Annotated in this window: 17 protein-coding genes and 1 pseudogene; 5 read left to right on the forward strand and 13 right to left on the reverse strand. The window is 64.0% G+C overall.

What is annotated here, in order from left to right:
• Positions 1 to 63: 63 nt before the first annotated feature.
• The 7 genes from AC5STI_RS02410 to AC5STI_RS02440 form a co-directional block, all read right to left on the reverse strand.
• On the reverse strand, positions 64 to 453 hold the full coding sequence (locus AC5STI_RS02410; protein ID WP_495445453.1) for a rhodanese-like domain-containing protein: 390 nt from the start codon (positions 451 to 453) through the stop codon (positions 64 to 66).
• Between the two features lie 10 nt (positions 454 to 463).
• Positions 464 to 1384, reverse strand: a complete 921-nt coding sequence (locus tag AC5STI_RS02415; protein WP_495445454.1) for an MBL fold metallo-hydrolase — start codon at positions 1382 to 1384, stop codon at positions 464 to 466.
• A gap of 205 nt (positions 1385 to 1589) precedes the next feature.
• On the reverse strand, positions 1590 to 2054 hold the full coding sequence (gene queF / locus AC5STI_RS02420; protein ID WP_495445455.1) for a preQ(1) synthase: 465 nt from the start codon (positions 2052 to 2054) through the stop codon (positions 1590 to 1592).
• 16 nt (positions 2055 to 2070) lie between these two features.
• Complete coding sequence (gene queE, locus AC5STI_RS02425; protein WP_495445456.1) at positions 2071 to 2778, reverse strand: 7-carboxy-7-deazaguanine synthase QueE; 708 nt, start codon at positions 2776 to 2778, stop codon at positions 2071 to 2073.
• Complete coding sequence (queD, locus tag AC5STI_RS02430; RefSeq protein WP_495445457.1) at positions 2775 to 3128, reverse strand: 6-carboxytetrahydropterin synthase QueD; 354 nt, start codon at positions 3126 to 3128, stop codon at positions 2775 to 2777. The genes queE and queD overlap by 4 nt, the downstream gene beginning before the upstream one ends.
• Positions 3128 to 3829, reverse strand: coding sequence for a 7-cyano-7-deazaguanine synthase QueC (gene queC, locus AC5STI_RS02435; RefSeq protein WP_495445458.1), 702 nt, complete (start codon positions 3827 to 3829; stop codon positions 3128 to 3130). Before queC ends, queD begins: the two co-directional genes overlap by 1 nt.
• Before the next feature lie 240 nt (positions 3830 to 4069).
• The gene (locus tag AC5STI_RS02440) at positions 4070 to 4960 is read right to left on the reverse strand and encodes a LysR family transcriptional regulator (RefSeq protein ID WP_495445459.1); all 891 of its coding nucleotides are present in this window, start codon (positions 4958 to 4960) and stop codon (positions 4070 to 4072) included.
• A 109-nt stretch (positions 4961 to 5069) separates the two neighbouring features.
• On the opposite strand from AC5STI_RS02440, the gene AC5STI_RS02445 reads away from it, so the two are divergent.
• The 3 genes from AC5STI_RS02445 (at position 5070) to AC5STI_RS02455 (ending at position 7129) form a co-directional block, all read left to right on the forward strand.
• A complete protein-coding gene (locus AC5STI_RS02445; protein WP_495445460.1) occupies positions 5070 to 5828 on the forward strand; it encodes a class II aldolase and adducin N-terminal domain-containing protein in 759 nt (252 codons plus the stop codon).
• Between the two features lie 23 nt (positions 5829 to 5851).
• Positions 5852 to 6844, forward strand: a complete 993-nt coding sequence (locus AC5STI_RS02450) for a sterol desaturase family protein (protein ID WP_490398475.1) — start codon at positions 5852 to 5854, stop codon at positions 6842 to 6844.
• Between the two features lie 96 nt (positions 6845 to 6940).
• A complete protein-coding gene (locus AC5STI_RS02455) occupies positions 6941 to 7129 on the forward strand; it encodes a hypothetical protein (protein ID WP_495445461.1) in 189 nt (62 codons plus the stop codon).
• Here AC5STI_RS02455 and AC5STI_RS02460 read toward each other — a convergent pair.
• The gene (locus AC5STI_RS02460) at positions 7126 to 7926 is read right to left on the reverse strand and encodes an alpha/beta fold hydrolase (protein WP_475051318.1); all 801 of its coding nucleotides are present in this window, start codon (positions 7924 to 7926) and stop codon (positions 7126 to 7128) included. The two genes, AC5STI_RS02455 and AC5STI_RS02460, sit on opposite strands and share 4 nt — an antisense overlap.
• Positions 7927 to 7987: 61 nt before the next feature.
• Between AC5STI_RS02460 and AC5STI_RS02465 the strand changes: the two genes are divergently transcribed.
• The gene (locus AC5STI_RS02465; RefSeq protein ID WP_475051319.1) at positions 7988 to 8353 is read left to right on the forward strand and encodes a hypothetical protein; all 366 of its coding nucleotides are present in this window, start codon (positions 7988 to 7990) and stop codon (positions 8351 to 8353) included.
• Between the two features lie 243 nt (positions 8354 to 8596).
• Here AC5STI_RS02465 and AC5STI_RS02470 read toward each other — a convergent pair.
• Positions 8597 to 9184: pseudogene (locus AC5STI_RS02470) on the reverse strand (hypothetical protein); the annotation flags it as partial.
• 6 nt (positions 9185 to 9190) lie between these two features.
• On the reverse strand, positions 9191 to 10486 hold the full coding sequence (glyA, locus tag AC5STI_RS02475; RefSeq protein WP_495445462.1) for a serine hydroxymethyltransferase: 1296 nt from the start codon (positions 10484 to 10486) through the stop codon (positions 9191 to 9193).
• 169 nt (positions 10487 to 10655) lie between these two features.
• On the opposite strand from glyA, the gene AC5STI_RS02480 reads away from it, so the two are divergent.
• Positions 10656 to 11417, forward strand: coding sequence for an NAD kinase (locus AC5STI_RS02480; RefSeq protein ID WP_490399563.1), 762 nt, complete (start codon positions 10656 to 10658; stop codon positions 11415 to 11417).
• Between the two features lie 438 nt (positions 11418 to 11855).
• Here AC5STI_RS02480 and AC5STI_RS02485 read toward each other — a convergent pair whose 3' ends face one another.
• From AC5STI_RS02485 to AC5STI_RS02495, 3 genes are all read right to left on the reverse strand, one after another.
• A complete protein-coding gene (locus AC5STI_RS02485; RefSeq protein WP_495445463.1) occupies positions 11856 to 13301 on the reverse strand; it encodes an amidase family protein in 1446 nt (481 codons plus the stop codon).
• 145 nt (positions 13302 to 13446) lie between these two features.
• Positions 13447 to 15336, reverse strand: a complete 1890-nt coding sequence (prpE, locus tag AC5STI_RS02490; RefSeq protein ID WP_495445464.1) for a propionate-CoA ligase PrpE — start codon at positions 15334 to 15336, stop codon at positions 13447 to 13449.
• Positions 15337 to 15599: 263 nt separating this feature from the next.
• Positions 15600 to 15992, reverse strand: a complete 393-nt coding sequence (locus tag AC5STI_RS02495; RefSeq protein ID WP_495445465.1) for a GFA family protein — start codon at positions 15990 to 15992, stop codon at positions 15600 to 15602.
• Positions 15993 to 16032 lie beyond the last annotated feature (40 nt).

The raw sequence follows: 16032 nt of genomic DNA on the forward strand, positions 1-16032 counted from the left end.
ACAGGTTTGACGAGGCGCTGCGGGGCGCGCCCGGCAACGTCCGGTCACAGCTGCCGGACGGCTCTATGCTGATTGCTGAACCGGAAGGCCGGCATCTTTCCATCCTTCCAATCCACCTTCAATGAGAGCGGCGTCAAAGCCCATTTGGCAGAGCGTATGCGCGGCCAGCGCTGCGCGGGCGCCGGACGCACAGAGCACATAGACTTTCGTGTCGTCACGCCGGGTGGTGAGTGCGGACTCGGCGCCGCCGCTGTCCGGATCGGCTTTGGATTCCAGCAGGCCGCGGGGGACGTGGAGACTGCCGGATACGGTGCCCTCCTGCTGCAGCTCATTGGCTTCGCGCACATCCAGGATCAGGTTGCCCGTACCGGCCGCGGCATGTGCTTCATGGGGGCTGGCCTTGTTGATCTGCGCCCGGGCGGATTCGATCATCTCCTTCACGCTGAGTGCCATGGGTCTCACCTCAGAATTTGTTGACGGGGATTTTCAGGTAGTGATTGCCGTCGCTTTCGGCCTTGGCAAAGCGGCCGCCGCGCAGGTTCACCTGCAGTGCTGCCAGCATCCGGTCCGGCAGGGCGAGCGTCTCGTCGCGCTCCTCGCGCTGCGCGATCCAGTCTTCCTTCCGGGTGCCCGCCTTCACGTGCGGATTGTGCTCCAGGTGCTCGCCCACGGTGGCTTCCCAAGCCGGGGTGTCCCGGTCATCGGTGCCGTAGTCATGGCCGATGAAGAGCCGGGTTTTTTCCGGCAGGGACAGTATAGCTTGGATCGACTGCCACAGCTCTTCCGCCGACCCGCCCGGGAAATCCGCCCGCGCAGTGCCAACGTCGACGTGCATCAGCGTGTCGTGCACAAAGGCCGCGTCGCCGCAGACATAGGTGACCGAGCCCAGCGTGTGCCCGGGCGACAGCATTACCCGTATCTGCAGATTGCCTAGCTCCAAAGTATCTCCATCCGCCAGCAGGCGGTCAAAGTCACGCCCCGGATCGAACGCGTCCGGCATGTGGTAGTAATCGCGCCACAGCTCAGCGATGTCGCGCACCTTTTCACCGATGGCCGTTGGCGCTGCCGTGCGCTCTTTCAGCCGGGCCGAGGCCATCAGATGGTCGGCGTGCGGATGGGTGTCCAAAATCCAGGCGGGCTCCAGCCCTTCATTCTCGACCACGCGCATCACGTGGTCGATGCTGTCCTGCGTGGTGCGGGCGCTCTGCGTGTCGAAATCCCAGACCACGTCGATCAGCGCTGCCTTCCGTGTTTGCGGATCCGCGCAGATGTATTGCACTGACCCGGTTTCCGGCTCGTACAGGCCCCAGACTTCGGGGCTGTTGCCATCGCCTGCGGGGGAATGCCGGACGATGCGGTCCCCTTGGGTGTAATCCTTTGCCATAAGTTGCCCTCCGTTACGCATACGCTTTGCCGAAGGCCGCAGGATTTGGATCCGCGGCGTTATCAGCTTAACGCTTGGATAGAGGACCGGTTCCAGCACATGCCGGGCGCCGCCGCGGAAATTGCGGGTGAAACGTGCTGCAAAAAAATTCGGCCCGGGAGCTGAGTGCTCGCGGGCCGTTTCCATTTCGTACTGCAAAATCCGCTCAGCCGCGGCCGCGGTAGGGGGGCACGCCCTGGTCCGGGATCCAGACGCCTTCGGGCATCGGGCCGGTCTGCCAGAACACGTCGATCGGAATGCCGCCGCGCGGATACCAGTAGCCGCCGATGCGAAGCCACTGCGGCTCCAGGAAGTCCGCCAGGCGGCGGGCGATGGAAACGGTGCAATCCTCGTGGAAGGCGCCGTGGTTGCGGAAGGAGGTGAGGAAGAGCTTCAGCGACTTGCTTTCCACCAGCCATTCGCCAGGCACATAGTCAATCACCAGATGCGCAAAATCCGGCTGCCCGGTCATCGGGCAGAGCGAGGTGAACTCCGGCGCGGTGAAACGCACGTTATAGGCCACATCGGCCTGCGGGTTCTGGACACGCTCCAGTTCCGCCTCTTCCGGGCTGGCGGGCACGATGGTGTCGCCGCCCAGCTGTTTCAGGTTGCTGTAGATGCTGTCGGACATATCAGGTTCCTTGTCTTCAGACGCCGCGCTTGTTGCCCCAGACCAGCACATGCAGCTGGGGCAGGACGCGGGGGGTGAACCAGCCGTCGCCGGTCACTTTTTCGATGAGCCACAGCAGCCGGTCCGTGGCCTGCTGCAAGTCGACCGGCAGGTCCGGGTCAACCTCAGGGTTGCCGGGCTGCAGGTACAGCGGCAGCTCCGGGTGGCGTTCGGCGGCGGCCTTGGCCCAGGCGTAATCCTTGTCGTCAAAGATCACGATCTTCATCACCGCCTGACCGCAGCCCTCGGCCGCTTCAAGGCAGCGGTCAAAGGCCTTCCAGTCCACCGTTTCGCCGCTTGTGGGCGGCTTGGGGCTCAGCACCAGCGTATCCAGATCGGCAAACCACGGCTTGCTGACCGATCCTTGGGTCTCGCAGGCAAAACGGTAGCCTTCCGCCTTGCCGTAGGCGATCACCGGGGCGAAGTCCTGGATCGCCGGGTTCCCTCCGGAAATCGACACCGTCAGCGGTTTGCCACCCGACAGGCGGCGCACCTCGGCCATGACCTGTTCCGGCGCCATCACCGCCCAGTCATGCCGGTGGGCGCTGTCGACCGCATGCATACTGTCGCACCACGAGCAGCGGTAGTCGCAGCCGCCTGCGCGTACAAACACCGTTGGTTCCCCGATCAGGGCGCCTTCGCCCTGGATCGTGGGGCCGAAGATTTCCGCGATGCGCAGGGTCACGGCCGGTACTCCGCCCAGGTTTTCGGGGTCTCCGAGACTTTCACGGCGGCGACTTCCGGCCACCGCTCATGGCACCAGTCATAGAAGTGCTTGGCCATGTTCTCCGCCGTCGAATGCCCTTCCAGCACGTCGTTCAGGTGCCGGTGGTCGAAGGTTTCGTCGATATAGTCCTTCAGCGGCTTCAGCTCGTGATAGTCGCGCACGAACCCGTCGCTGTTCAGCTCCTTGGCCGCCAGTTCCACCACCACGACATAGTTGTGGCCGTGCAGCCGGGCGCATTGGTGGTCCGTAGGCAGATGGGTCAGCTGATGCGAGGCGGAGAAATGGAACTCCTTGGTGATCCGGAACATCAGGCGCCGTCCTTGGCGGCAATTGCCGCCTTCCAGAAATCGGGGTCGGCGTACTCCGTCGGATCCTCAACGCCTGCCAGATGGAACGCTTCGCGCCGTTCCACACAGGTGCCACAGCGGCCGCAATGCTTCTCCCCGCCCTTGTAGCAGGACCAGGTGTCGGCAAAGGGCGTGTTGTGCTTGGCGCCGGCGGTAACGATGTCGCCCTTGGTCCGATGCACAAACGGGGTGTAGAGCTGCACGTTGGCGTAGCCGTCGAGTGCTGCGCGCTGCATGGCGTCAAACGCTTCGGTAAAGGCCGGGCGGCAGTCCGGATAGATGAAGTGGTCGCCGCCATGCACCGCCGTGGCCACGGCGTCGTCGCCGTTTGCAGCGGCAATGCCATAGGCGATGGTGAGCATGATCGCGTTGCGGTTCGGCACCACGGTGACCTTCATGGTCTCTTCCTCGTAGTGGCCGTCCGGCACGTCGATGTCATCGGTGAGCGCCGAGCCGGAAAGCGCGGCGCCGATGCCTCTCATGTCGATGATGTCATGCGGCACGCCGAGCCGTTTGGCTGCGGCGGCGGCATAGTCGAGTTCCTTCTTGTGGCGCTGGCCGTAATCGAAGGAGACAAGACGGGTCAGCTGATGCTCCTCAGCGACCATATGGGCAAGCGAAACGGAATCCAGCCCGCCCGAGCAGATAACGATAGTCTTCATGTTTGAACCCTTGTTTTGGTGACCGGGTAGGCTGCGACCGGTGCCGCGCGTTTAGCAGCAAGCGGGTAATGGTGCAAGGTACGGGCGTATTGCGAACATTCGGCAGGACTTGTAGGGAAAAGTTGAAAATTCAAAGCTAGTGAGCGCATGAAAAGGGCGGCGACCGTCCGCGGGCGGAAGCGAAGCGCCCGCCCATGGGGGCGGACGGGCGCTGCCCGGCGTGCCGCCGGGCGGAACTTTCTAAATTGGCGGCATCTCCCCCTCCAGCCACTCCAGAAACGCCCGCGACGCCGGGGTGCTGGCATGGCTGGGCGGCGGCATCAGAAAATAGTTCTCCAGCAGCTCCGCCGAATGACCGCTGGCGCGGACCAGCTGCCCGCTCTCCAAGAGCCCGCCCGCCAGCGTGTCATGCGACATCGCCATGCCCGCGCCATTCACCGCAGCCGTCATGGCAATCACGTAGGTGGAAGCCAGGTTGATCTCATGGTTGCGGTCAAACGGCAGATCCTGTGACTTGAACCACGCCCCCCAAGAGCCTGTGACGCCCGCACAATCCAGCAGGGTCGCAGTGCTGAAATCAAACTCGCCGCCTTGATAGCCCGGCGCGCAGACCGGATAGAACCGGTCGCGGGTCAGCCGCACCGCCGCCGCCGACATGTCATTGGGGCGGCCGAACCGGATTTCCGTTCCGGCAGAGGCGGCATGCCGCTCCGGGTCCCAGATCGGGGTCACGATGTTCAGCACCAGCCAAGGGAAACGCGCATACAGCCGCGGCAGGCGCGGAGACAGCCAGAATACTGAGAATGCCATATTGCATTGCAGGACCAGATGCCGCCCCTGGTCGCCGCCGGTAAAGGCCTGAGTGCCCGCCGCGATCAGGTCAAAGGCCTCCCGCACAATCGGCATGTAATTGGCGCCGGCCTCCGACAGCTCCAGCGCGCGGGTTTTGCGGATGAACAGCTCCCGGCCCAGGAAGTTCTCAAGGCTGCGCACATGCTGGCTGATTGCGGATTGCGTCAGGTTCAACTCGCTGGCGGCACGGGTGAAGGACAGGTGCCGGGCGCTGGCCTCAAAGGCGCGCAGCCAGGTGAGCGGGGGCAGGGAAGGTGATGGCGAAACGGGCGAAGACATGGATGCGCGACCTATGCATTAGTTCAATTAATGCATAGCGGTTGAATCAATCGTTTGTCAGCAGGGAATGCGGCTGGCACCACTAGGTAAACCGGCTTTGGAGGTGCAGATGAACAAGCAAACAGCGGTGAACCCGAACCTCACCCATTGGCAGGAGCGCGTCGACATGGCCGCGGCCTTCCGCTGGACCGAGCGGCTGAACATGCATGAGGCAGTGGCGAACCACTTCAGCCTTGCCGTGAATGAGGACGGCAGCCAGTTCCTGACGAACCCGAACCAGGTGCATTTCGCAAGGGTAAAGGCTTCGGATCTGCTGCTGCTTGACGCAAACGACCCCAAGACAATGGAGCGCCCCGACGCGCCGGACCCCACCGCCTGGGGGCTGCACGGCTCGATCCACCGGCTCTGCCCGCACGCGCGCTGTGTGATGCATGTGCATTCGATCCACGCGACCGTCCTGGCCTGCCTCGCCGACAGCACCCTGCCGCCGATCGACCAGAACACCGCCACCTTCTACAACCGCTATGTGGTTGACGGTGATTTCGGCGGTCTGGCGTTTGAGGACGAGGGCGCCCGCTGCGCCTCGATGCTGACCGACCCCAAGGTCAAAACCATGATCATGGGCAACCACGGCGTGCTGGTGATCGGCGACAGCGTCGCGGACACCTTCAACCGGCTCTATTACTTCGAGCGCGCTGCGGAGACCTATATCCGCGCCCTGCAAACCGGCCGGAAACTGCGGGTGCTGAGCGACGAGATCGCCGAGAAAACCGCGCAGGAACTGGAGGACTACCCGGATCAGGCGGAACGCCACCTGGCGGAGCTGAAAGCGATCCTCGACGACGAAGGTTCCAACTACGCAACCTGAGACACCAGGCAGGAGGCAGCCCGATGCACGGCACAATCCCCGACCGCGAAGCTGAGCGCTGGCACTACCGCCCCAAGGGGCCGGTGCCGCTCAACCCTTTGTTCAGCTGGCCGCCGAGGCCCGCGGCGGTGCTTGCCTGGTACCGCGGCGCCTGGCTGGAGATTACAGCGCTGACGGTTTGCTTCCTGCTTGCGCTTGCCATCTATGCCTGGCTGCTGCCGCCGCTGGCTGACATGGCCGAATTCCGGCCTGGCTGGATGCTGCAGGTCTGGCTCGCCAACCTGCTGCCGCAGGCGGCGGTGGCCGGGGGGCTCCACTGGTGGCTCTACATGCGCAAGGGCCAGGGCATGCAGAAGAAGTTCGACAAGCGCGACCTGTCCCGCGGCAACGGCACCTTCACTTTCAAAAACCAGGTGCTGGACAACATCTGGTGGACTCTCGGCAGCGCCATCACGGTGGCCACGGTCTATCAATGGGGCATCTACTGGCTGATGGCCAACGGCTGGGTGCCGGTGGTGACATTTGCAGAAGCGCCGGTCTGGTGCGTGCTCTGGATGCTGCTGATCCCGATGTGGTCCGGCCTGCATTTCTACTGGGTGCACCGGCTGGAGCATCATCCGCGGCTCTACAAACACGTCCACGCGGTGCACCATCGCAACGTAAACACTGGTCCGTGGTCGGGGATTTCCAACCACTGGTATGAAAACCTGCTCTACTTCACCACCTATTTCATCCACCTGATCGTGCCCTCGCATCCGCTGCACCTCGCGTTTCATGCGATGTTCCAGCAGATCAGCCCTGTGTTGTCCCATTCCGGCTTCGAGCGGGTGATTGCGGGGGGAACAGAGGCCGCCAAGGCCGGCGATTTCTTCCACCAGCTGCATCACCGGTATTTCGAGTGCAACTACGGCACTTCGGAAATTCCCTTCGACAAATGGTTCGGCACCTATCACGACGGCTCAGCCGCAGCGACGGACAGGACCCGGGCCTTCAAGAAACAAATGTATACCCGCTAGGATTGCTTCAGGTGCAAACTGATCAGGATCAAGGCGTATATATTCGCGAATCCATATGCCCGTGCGCAAGACAGTCGAAGGCATAGGAGAAAGCCCATGTTGCGCCTTGCATCCATCCTCTATTCACTGATCGGCAGCAGCCTGGCAGGCGTTGGCGTGATCGCGGTTCTGGTGGCAGGAATGGTCTCGGTTCAGGCGATTCTCGCTTCGGCAGCGGCAGGAGCGGTTGCGGGAATGCCGGTCGCCTGGCTGGTCGCCAAGCAGCTCTATGCCCGCGGCGCCTAGGCGTTGAGGAATACCCGCGCGGCGGCCTCAAACTCCCGCGGTTTCTCGGCGTGCAGCCAATGGCCCGCGCCGGGCAGCTTGGCAAACCGGGCAGAGGGGAAGCGCGCGCGGATTTCATCCCGGTGCTCCGGCAGCACGTAATCCGACTCGGACCCCGACAGAAACAGCGCAGGCCCTTGCCAGGACGCCTCTGTCTGCGGGAAGGACATAATACTGGGCATCTGATCCGCCAGCGTATCCAGGTTCAGCTTCCAGCGCTTGTTCGGCAGGTCCAGCGACTGGGTGAAAAAGCTCTGGAGCGCCGGCTCCACCCCGGCCTCCGCCAGCTGCGCTGCGGCCTCGGGGCGGCGCTCGATTGTTTCGAGGCTGACTGAGCGCATGGCGTCGATGAACTGGATCTGGGTGTGGCCGTAGGCGACGGGCGCAATGTCGGCGACCACAAGGCGGCGCACCGCTTCGGGGTGGTTCAATGCCAGCATCATCGCAGCCTTGCCGCCCATGGAATGGCCGATCACATCCATCTGCCCGCCATGCGCCGCGATAACTTCGGCCAGATCCTCTGCCAGCTCCGGGTAGGTGTGGCTGTCCGTGCGCGGGCTGTCGCCGTGGTTGCGCATGTCCACGGCCACGACCAGCCGCTCATCCGACAGGCGTTTGGCGATGACGCCCCAGTTACGGGCCGAGCCGTAAAGACCGTGGGCAATCAGAAGCGGCGGTTGTCCGGTGGCAGAGCCATGAGTGATCGTGTTCAGCATGCCGCCTTGATAGCCGGGCAGGCGGAGGCTTGCCAGCCCCATTGAGACGGGCGCCGCCGCAGGCTAGGGTGGCGGCAATAGGCAGTTGAGGGAGAGTGCCGGAATGGCCGCCAGCCTGGACCAGGATATCGAAGAGATCCGCATGTTGCTGAAGGAGCGCGAGCATGCCTCCGGCGACCTCGCCGCCGCGCTGAAACGCGTCCGCCGCCGCCTGCCGCGCCGGATCTACAAGCAGGGCATGAAAATTGCCGATGCCCTGCCGGCGCTGGAACACCCCAAGCTGCGGCAGACCGTGGACGAAAAACCGCTGCGCGGCGCCGCCCGCGAGGTTAAGGCGCATCTCAAGGAAATCGACATTGCCGACCGGCGCAAAGGCTTCTGGCTGGGCATCCTTGGCAATATCGCGTTCTCCATTCTGGTGGTGCTGATCCTGCTGATCGTGGTCCTGCGCTGGCGCGGGCTGATCTGATTTCCCGCATACGTTGCCGCCGCACCCAGTGCTTTGAGCGCAGTTCAAATCCGGCGGAAGCCGCGTTCCGCAGAAACCGGGCCGCCGCGGATTGGCATATCCGGAAGGCGCCCCGGCGAGCGCGAAATCCGGGATCTGGCCAGTTGCTGCCGGGGATAGCACCTCGCGGAAGACCAGCGTGACGGTGACGAAGCTGAAATGCATCAGCAGGTACCAAGACCCCATCTTGGCGTGGCTAACCCACTCGCCGCTGACCTGCCCGTTATACAGCCAGGTCCTGGTGCCTGTACCTGCATTCTCGGCAGCCACAGGTAAATGTTGAAAAAAAACGCCGCCAGCCCTCACTCCGGCTGCCAGATTCAGCCGCGGAAAATCAGCACTGCCAAAAGCAGGGGGCCAAAGATTGCGGCTCAGCCCTGCTTCAAGGCCAACATTCGGAATTCGCTGATCGCCAGAGGCAGGCGCTTGCGCATCCAGTCTCCCAAACAGCGCTTCAGCCGCCGGGTTCGGTTCAATCTGACGCGTCCCATACGGGGGGGATCGAACGGTCCATGGTCTGAAAAAACCAGAATTCGAGGCCAGACGCTCCCGCCCCTTCCCGGCCTGCCTGCGGCAGCCCCGAAAACGTTGGGCTGGGCGCCGTGCTTGCCGCACGGCGCGGGCAGCGCCCCTGCAAGGGGCGCTGCCGGGCCCAAGGCCCGTGCCGGTGCATCCGGGATGCCCGCAAGGGCATCCGGAATGCTCCGGCGGGGCGCGGGAGAACTTCCTTTGCTGCCAACAGAAAACCGCCGCGGCTGCTGGGCCGCGGCGGTTCGGTTTCTCAGTCCCCATAAGGGCTTACAGGTTCGGGTACAGCGGGAACCTGGCGCAGAGCTCCGCGACCTTGGCGCGCACCGAGGCCTCCACATCGGCGTTGCCTTCCTCACCGTTGGCGGCCAGCCCGTCGATCACCTCGATGATCAGGTCGGCGATCTGGCGGAACTCCGCCTCGCCGAAGCCGCGGGTGGTGCCGGCCGGGGTCCCGAGGCGCAGGCCGGAGGTCACAGTGGGCTTTTCCGGGTCGAACGGGATGCCGTTCTTGTTGGTGGTGATATGGGCCCGCCCCAGCGCCTTGTCGGCGATGTTGCCGGTCACGCCCTTGGGACGCAGGTCGACCAGCATCACGTGGGTGTCGGTGCCGCCGGTCACGATGTCCAGCCCGCCCTGGATCAGCTGATCCGCCAGCGCCGCCGCGTTGGCCCGCACCTGCTTCTGGTAAGCCTTGAATTCCGGCTTCAGCGCCTCGCCGAAGGCCGCCGCCTTGCCTGCGATCACATGCATCAGCGGGCCGCCCTGGATGCCGGGGAAGATCGCCGAGTTCACCTTCTTGGCGATGGCCTCGTCATTGGTCACGATCATGCCGCCGCGCGGCCCGCGCAGGGTCTTGTGGGTGGTGGTGGTGGCCACATGCGCATGCGGGAACGGCGAGGGGTGCTCACCGGCCGCGATCAGGCCCGCGATATGGGCCATGTCGACCATGAAGTAGGCGCCGACGCTGTCGGCGATTTCGCGGAACTTGGCAAAGTCGATCTGGCGCGGGATGGCGGAGCCGCCGGCGATGATCAGCTTCGGCTGGTGCTCGGTCGCGAGCGCCTGGATCTGGTCGTAATCGATCAGGTTGTCGCTTTGGCGCACGCCGTAATGCACCGCGTTGAACCACTTGCCCGACTGGTTCGGCGCCGCGCCATGGGTCAGGTGGCCGCCGGAGGCCAGATCCATGCCGAGGATGGTGTCGCCGGGCTTCAGCAGCGCCTGGAACACGCCCTGGTTGGCCTGCGAGCCGGAGTTCGGCTGCACGTTGGCGAATTCGCAGCCAAAGAGCTGCTTGGCGCGGTCGATGGCCAGGTTTTCGGCGACGTCGACATACTGGCAGCCGCCGTAGTAGCGGCGTCCCGGGTAGCCTTCCGCGTATTTGTTGGTCAGCACCGAGCCTTGCGCTTCCATCACCGCGGCGGAGACGATGTTCTCCGAGGCGATCAGCTCGATCTCGTCGCGCTGGCGGCCCAGTTCCGCGGTGATCGAGGCATAAAGCTCAGGATCGCGCTCGGCGAGGGATTGGGTGAAAAAGCCGGGATCACGGGTCGCTTCAGTCATGGTGGCTCCGTTTGAGCAGGGGTCAGAATTGAGGGATTTCCTATCGGAAACATCTTTGCGCAGGAAGCCTGTAAAGCGACATTTCCCTGCGACAGAACGGCAACTATGGCCTTTGGCGGAAAGCTGTGATTGTTTCGGAACCAGTTGCCTAATACCGGAAACAGATTTGATGGGTTTGAGAATCGCATTTCTGGCCAGCGAGGTGGAGGTTGCCCAGAAAGCCCTCGCCGAACTGACCCGCCGCTATGGGCAAGTGCCCCCCGAAGAGGCTGACATTATCGTGGCGCTCGGCGGCGACGGCTTCATGCTGCGCACCCTGCACACAATGGTCGATCACCCGGCGCCGGTTTACGGCATGAACCGCGGCACCGTCGGCTTTCTTATGAATGAATACCGCGAGGACGGGCTGATCGAGCGGCTTGGCGATGCGGTGAAGGAGATCATCAACCCGCTGTCGATGACCGCCATGGACCGCCGCGGCGAGGTGCACAAGGCGCTGGCAATCAACGAGGTGTCGCTGCTGCGTGCTGGCCCGCAGGCGGCGCGGCTCAGGGTGTCGGTGGACGGCCGGGTGCGGATGGAGGAATTGGTGTGCGACGGGGCGCTGGTGTCCACCCCTGCCGGCTCCACTGCCTACAACTACTCGGCGCATGGGCCGATCCTGCCGATCGGGGCCGATGTGCTGGCCCTGACCGCCATTGCCGCCTTCCGCCCGCGGCGCTGGCGTGGCGCGCTGTTGCCCAGCAACGCAATGGTGCGGTTTGACGTGCTCGAGGCGGACAAGCGCCCGGTGATGGCCGACGCGGACTCGATTTCGGTGGCCGATATAGACTGGGTCGAGATCCGCACCGATCCGGAGATCCGCCACAAGATCCTGTTCGATCCCGGCCACGGGCTGGAAGAAAGGCTTATTTCCGAGCAGTTTACTTAACTGTTTAACGGGACATTCACGAGTTTGTGAACTTCCCGGTAAGGATTCCATGCGATGCTTTTCCACAGGCAGATGTGGATGGCGTCTGCCGCAGGGCTGACGCGCCACGGTGCCGTGCCGGTGTGTTTCGAGTAACCAGTGTCATTGTTTTCCGCCGGTAACGCCCAGGGAGCCTGTGCCCCAAGCCGGGTACGCCTGGTGTGTCGGGACGGCTGCCGTATGTAGTGAGTTGACTGGGTATGGAAGTTCCCCGGGGGCGGTTTACTCCGTTCCCCGGGACCTAAGCGTTTATTGCGGAGCCATATCCATTGCGGAGGCAAGGTGCCTTCAGCGCTTCTTCGCCCTCAGCGCTACTTGGGTTGAGTGAGCATCGCCGGGTTTTTTTCTGTTCAGGGCCACAAGCCGGCACGCCGCCGTTTTGGCTTGAAACCTTCCGGATCACGCAGTGCAACCAGACTGCATCTTCTCCCACAGCGGCAGGCACATGCGGCCGGCGCGGGCCTCGATTGCGGCGCAGGCGTCCACAGCCAGGTCCTCGCGCCAGCGGCGGGCGGCGATCTGCACATTGATCGGCTGGGGGCCGTTGGGCAGCTTCGCCAGCCGGGCCGGAACGGAGGCGGCAGGCAGGCCGAGGAAGTTCATCGCGTAGGAATAGACGGCACACCCCAGCACCTCATGCACGCCATCCGCGCCCTCGGTGTCGCGGTCGGGCCGGAAGAATGGCTGCGGCAGGAAGGGTGACAGCACCAGCGGGTAGTCCTCCATGAACAGTGACCATTGCCGCGCGTAATGGGTGCGTTTGGCCATCATCTGCAACAGCTCCTCGCCGGAGAAGGGCGGAAACTCCTGGAAGTAGACGGCGAAGATATCCCGCACGGTCTGCGAGCCGGCGGCATCCACGTCCTGCTTCATAAGCGCATAGATTTCTCCCATCAAAGCGCGGTAGCCAGCGCGACCGGCCTCAAAGACATTCGGCGGCTCCGCCTCCTCGACAGCATACCCGGCATCTGCCAGCGCATCGCGGGCAAGGTCGAGCGCTGCTTCGACCTCCGGGTGCAGATCATAGCCGTGGGTGTTCTTGGTAAAGGCAACCTTGATGGGGCCGTCAGGCGCCGCGCCGCGCCAGGGCATCGGCACATGGAAGGGGTCGCGCGGATCGGCGGCAATCAGCGAAGGCATCGACAGGTGCAGGTCCTCTGCCGTGCGGGTGATCAGCCCCTGCACAGACATCAGTTGCGCCAGCAGCCCGCGTTCCGCCGTCTGGCTGGGGTTCCAGGCAGGCACCCGGCCCAGGCCCGGCTTTACCGTCACGGCGCCGTTGGCCGCGGCGGGAAACCGCAGGGAGCCGCCGATGTCATTGCCGTGCGCCAGCGCGCCGATCCCGGCCATCACGGCCGCCCCTGCGCCGCCCGAGGATCCGCCGGGCGAGATATGGCGCCCCCAGGGGTTATGGGTGCGGCCAAACAGCGGGTTCTCTGTGTCTGCGCGGAAGGAGAACTCCGGAGTATTGGTGCGCCCGATCACCACCGCGCCGGCTTTGTGCAGGTTCTCCACCACGGGGGCGTCACCCGGGGCAATCAGGTCTTTCAGCGCGGTAACGCCGTTGGAGGTGGCGTGGCCCTTTTGGTCAACGTTGATCTTGATGGTGACCGGCACCCCTTGCAGCGGGCCGGGCTGTGCGCCGCTTGCACCCGCCGTGTCCAGCGCGCGGGCGCGTTCCAGCGCCTCGGCACTCAGATCCTCGACCACTGCGTTCAGGCCGGGGTTCACCGCGTTCATCCGGCTGATGGAGGCTTGCACCGCGTCCTCGGCGCTCAGATCCCCGGCGCGGGTCAGGGCTGTCAGTTCAGTGGCGCTCAGTTGCCAGAGTTCCGGTTTTGTCATGCTCAAGCCTCCCTGGCCGCAGCCTAGGCGGGCAGGGCGGAGTTGCAAGCAAAACCGGACGGAAAACAGGCTCCGCCTGCGGGCGGAGCCTTCAAAAAATCCTCGCAGGATTTTTGGCCGTTTCCCGTGCCGGGAAACGCGCGCGTTACTTGGCGTAGCCGATGGTCTGCAGCGCCGTGGTGATCTCGTCCAGGATCGCGGGATCGTCGATCGTCGCGGGCATCTTCCACGGGGTCCCGTCAGCGATGTTCACCATGGTTCCGCGCAGGATTTTGCCGGAGCGGGTCTTGGGCAGCCGGTCGACCACAACCGCCAGCTTGAAGGCAGCCACCGGGCCGATCTTCTCGCGCACCAGTTTCACGACCTCGGACACCACTTCGCCATGATCGCGGTCCGCACCCGCGTTCAGGCACAGGAAGCCCACGGGCATCTGCCCCTTGAGGCTGTCCGCCACGCCGATCACCGCGCATTCGGCGACATCCGGATGGCCCGCCAGTACTTCTTCCATGCCGCCTGTCGACAGCCGGTGGCCGGCCACGTTGATCACGTCATCGGTGCGCGCCATGATGTAGAGGTAGCCGTCCTCGTCCTTCATGCCGGCATCGCCCGTCTCGTAATAGCCAGGGAAAGTGGTGAGATAGCTCTTCTTGAACCGCTCTTCCGCATTCCACAGGGTCGGCAGCGTGCCCGGCGGCAGCGGCAGCTTTACCGCAATCGCGCCCAGCTCGCCCGCCGCGACCGGGTTGCCGCCCTCGTCAAGGATATCCACTTCATAGCCCGGCATCGGAACCGCAGGCGAGCCAAGCTTGGTCGGCAGCTCCTCGATCCCCAGCGGGTTGGCGGCAATCGACCAGCCGGTCTCGGTCTGCCACCAGTGGTCAACGACCGGCACCTTCAGCTGCTCCTGCGCCCAGGTGATGGTGTCCGGGTCAGCGCGCTCGCCCGCCAGATACACTTGGCTGAGGCAGCTGAGGTCGTACTTCTTGACGAACTCGCCCTTGGGATCCTCCCGCTTCACCGCGCGGAAGGCGGTGGGAGCGGTGAAGAAGCTTTTGACCTTATGCTCCGAAATCACCCGCCAGAAGGTCCCTGCATCCGGGGTGCCGACCGGCTTGCCCTCGAACACGATGGTGGTGTTGCCGTGGATCAGCGGCCCGTAGCAGATGTAGCTGTGGCCCACGACCCAGCCCACATCCGAAGCGGCCCAGAACACATCGCCGGGATCGACGTTGTAGATGTTCTTCATGGTCCAGTTCAGCGCCACCAGCTGGCCTGCGGTGTGGCGGATCACCCCCTTGGGCTGGCCGGTGGTGCCGGAGGTGTAGAGGATGTAGGAGGGATGGTTGCCCTCGACCGGCACGCATTCGGCCGGTTCCACGCCGTACTGGAAGCCGTGCCAGTTCACGTCGCGGCCCGGGATCAGCTCCGCCACTTCCTGCTCGCGCTGGAAGATCACGCAGAACTCCGGCTTGTGCTCCGCCAGGTCGATGGCGCCATCCAGCAGCGGCTTGTAATGCACGATGCGGCCCGGCTCGATGCCGCAGGAGGCAGCGATGATCGCCTTGGGCTTGGCATCATCGATCCGCACCGCCAATTCGTTGGAGGCAAAGCCGCCGAACACCACCGAATGCACCGCGCCGATGCGGGCGCAGGCCAGCATCGCCTCCAGCGCCTCGGGGATCATCGGCATGTAGATGATGACGCGGTCGCCTTTCTCCACCCCCTTGGCGCGCAGCGCGCCGGCCAGGGTGGCCACGCGGTTGCGCAGCTCGACATAGGAGATTTCGCGCTTGGTATGGGTGACCGGGCTGTCATAGATGATCGCGGTCTGCTCGCCGCGCCCCTCTTCGACATGGCGGTCAACAGCGTTGTAGCAGGTGTTCACCTTGGCATCGGCAAACCACTCATAAAGGCCGTCGCCCTTGTCAAACAGCGCCTGCTTCGGGGCCTCGTCCCAGCTGATGCCCTTGGCGGCCTCCATCCAGAAACCTTCCGGGTCCTGTTTCCAGGCGGCGTAAATGTCCTGATATCCCATGGTGTCTATCTCCTCCTGCCAAATGGGTAGGCGAGGAACCGGGGAGCGGGCAAGTTTTGCCGTTTCCGTACGCAAGGTTCGTCAAGGAATTTACAGGTTTCACCCGGATTTGCGCAGATGGTTTACCAGATTTACAAGTCTTGGCCGGTTTGCAGCCCGTCTGCTTTGCAAACCGGAGTTTGCTGCAGAATAATCCGGGAAGGCGCCGAAATTTTGCAAACCTGCAAATTCAGTTGCGGCCCCGCAGGCCCTGCCGCCGGGAATCACCCGGTAGAGGATTTGGCGTAGCGCGGCAGGCTGTCTTTCAGCTCCAGCCAGCTCACGTGGTCGGAATGGAACACATGGAACCTGGGCGGCATAGCGGCGGGGCTTTCCAGCGTGGCCGTGTAGAGGTGAATGTTCACCGGATCGCGGGCGGTGCGGTAGGCCATCTGGGTGCCGCAGGCGCAGCAGAACAGGCGTTCGACGCCTTCCGATGAATTGTAGACCTTGGGTTCCGCACCGGACCAATTGACCGCCTCATGTGGCAGTCCGAAGAATGCGGTGACAGGTGCCGCGCAAATACGGCGGCAGTCGGCGCAGTGGCAATAGCAGCTCCAGGCCGCCTCGGCCTGGCTTTCCCAATGCACGGCGCCGCAGTGGCAATGCCCTTTCATGGCTGGCCTCCCTGGATGGGCGGCCAGCGGTAATTCGCGG

It is taken from the genome of Leisingera sp. CC-HEC096 (genome assembly GCF_059429235.1).

What these genes read in the sequence shown, in the direction of transcription:
- AC5STI_RS02410 (WP_495445453.1), bottom strand. Translation starts at nt 453, where the DNA reads ATGGCACTCAGCGTGAAGGAGATGATCGAATCCGCCCGGGCGCAGATC.
- AC5STI_RS02415 (WP_495445454.1), bottom strand. Translation starts at nt 1,384, where the DNA reads ATGGCAAAGGATTACACCCAAGGGGACCGCATCGTCCGGCATTCCCCC.
- queF (WP_495445455.1), bottom strand. Translation starts at nt 2,054, where the DNA reads ATGTCCGACAGCATCTACAGCAACCTGAAACAGCTGGGCGGCGACACC.
- queD (WP_495445457.1), bottom strand. Translation starts at nt 3,128, where the DNA reads ATGTTCCGGATCACCAAGGAGTTCCATTTCTCCGCCTCGCATCAGCTG.
- queC (WP_495445458.1), bottom strand. Translation starts at nt 3,829, where the DNA reads ATGAAGACTATCGTTATCTGCTCGGGCGGGCTGGATTCCGTTTCGCTT.
- AC5STI_RS02440 (WP_495445459.1), bottom strand. Translation starts at nt 4,960, where the DNA reads ATGTCTTCGCCCGTTTCGCCATCACCTTCCCTGCCCCCGCTCACCTGG.
- AC5STI_RS02445 (WP_495445460.1), top strand. Translation starts at nt 5,070, where the DNA reads ATGAACAAGCAAACAGCGGTGAACCCGAACCTCACCCATTGGCAGGAG.
- AC5STI_RS02450 (WP_490398475.1), top strand. Translation starts at nt 5,852, where the DNA reads ATGCACGGCACAATCCCCGACCGCGAAGCTGAGCGCTGGCACTACCGC.
- AC5STI_RS02455 (WP_495445461.1), top strand. Translation starts at nt 6,941, where the DNA reads ATGTTGCGCCTTGCATCCATCCTCTATTCACTGATCGGCAGCAGCCTG.
- AC5STI_RS02460 (WP_475051318.1), bottom strand. Translation starts at nt 7,926, where the DNA reads ATGGGGCTGGCAAGCCTCCGCCTGCCCGGCTATCAAGGCGGCATGCTG.
- AC5STI_RS02465 (WP_475051319.1), top strand. Translation starts at nt 7,988, where the DNA reads ATGGCCGCCAGCCTGGACCAGGATATCGAAGAGATCCGCATGTTGCTG.
- glyA (WP_495445462.1), bottom strand. Translation starts at nt 10,486, where the DNA reads ATGACTGAAGCGACCCGTGATCCCGGCTTTTTCACCCAATCCCTCGCC.
- AC5STI_RS02480 (WP_490399563.1), top strand. Translation starts at nt 10,656, where the DNA reads ATGGGTTTGAGAATCGCATTTCTGGCCAGCGAGGTGGAGGTTGCCCAG.
- AC5STI_RS02485 (WP_495445463.1), bottom strand. Translation starts at nt 13,301, where the DNA reads ATGACAAAACCGGAACTCTGGCAACTGAGCGCCACTGAACTGACAGCC.
- prpE (WP_495445464.1), bottom strand. Translation starts at nt 15,336, where the DNA reads ATGGGATATCAGGACATTTACGCCGCCTGGAAACAGGACCCGGAAGGT.
- AC5STI_RS02495 (WP_495445465.1), bottom strand. Translation starts at nt 15,992, where the DNA reads ATGAAAGGGCATTGCCACTGCGGCGCCGTGCATTGGGAAAGCCAGGCC.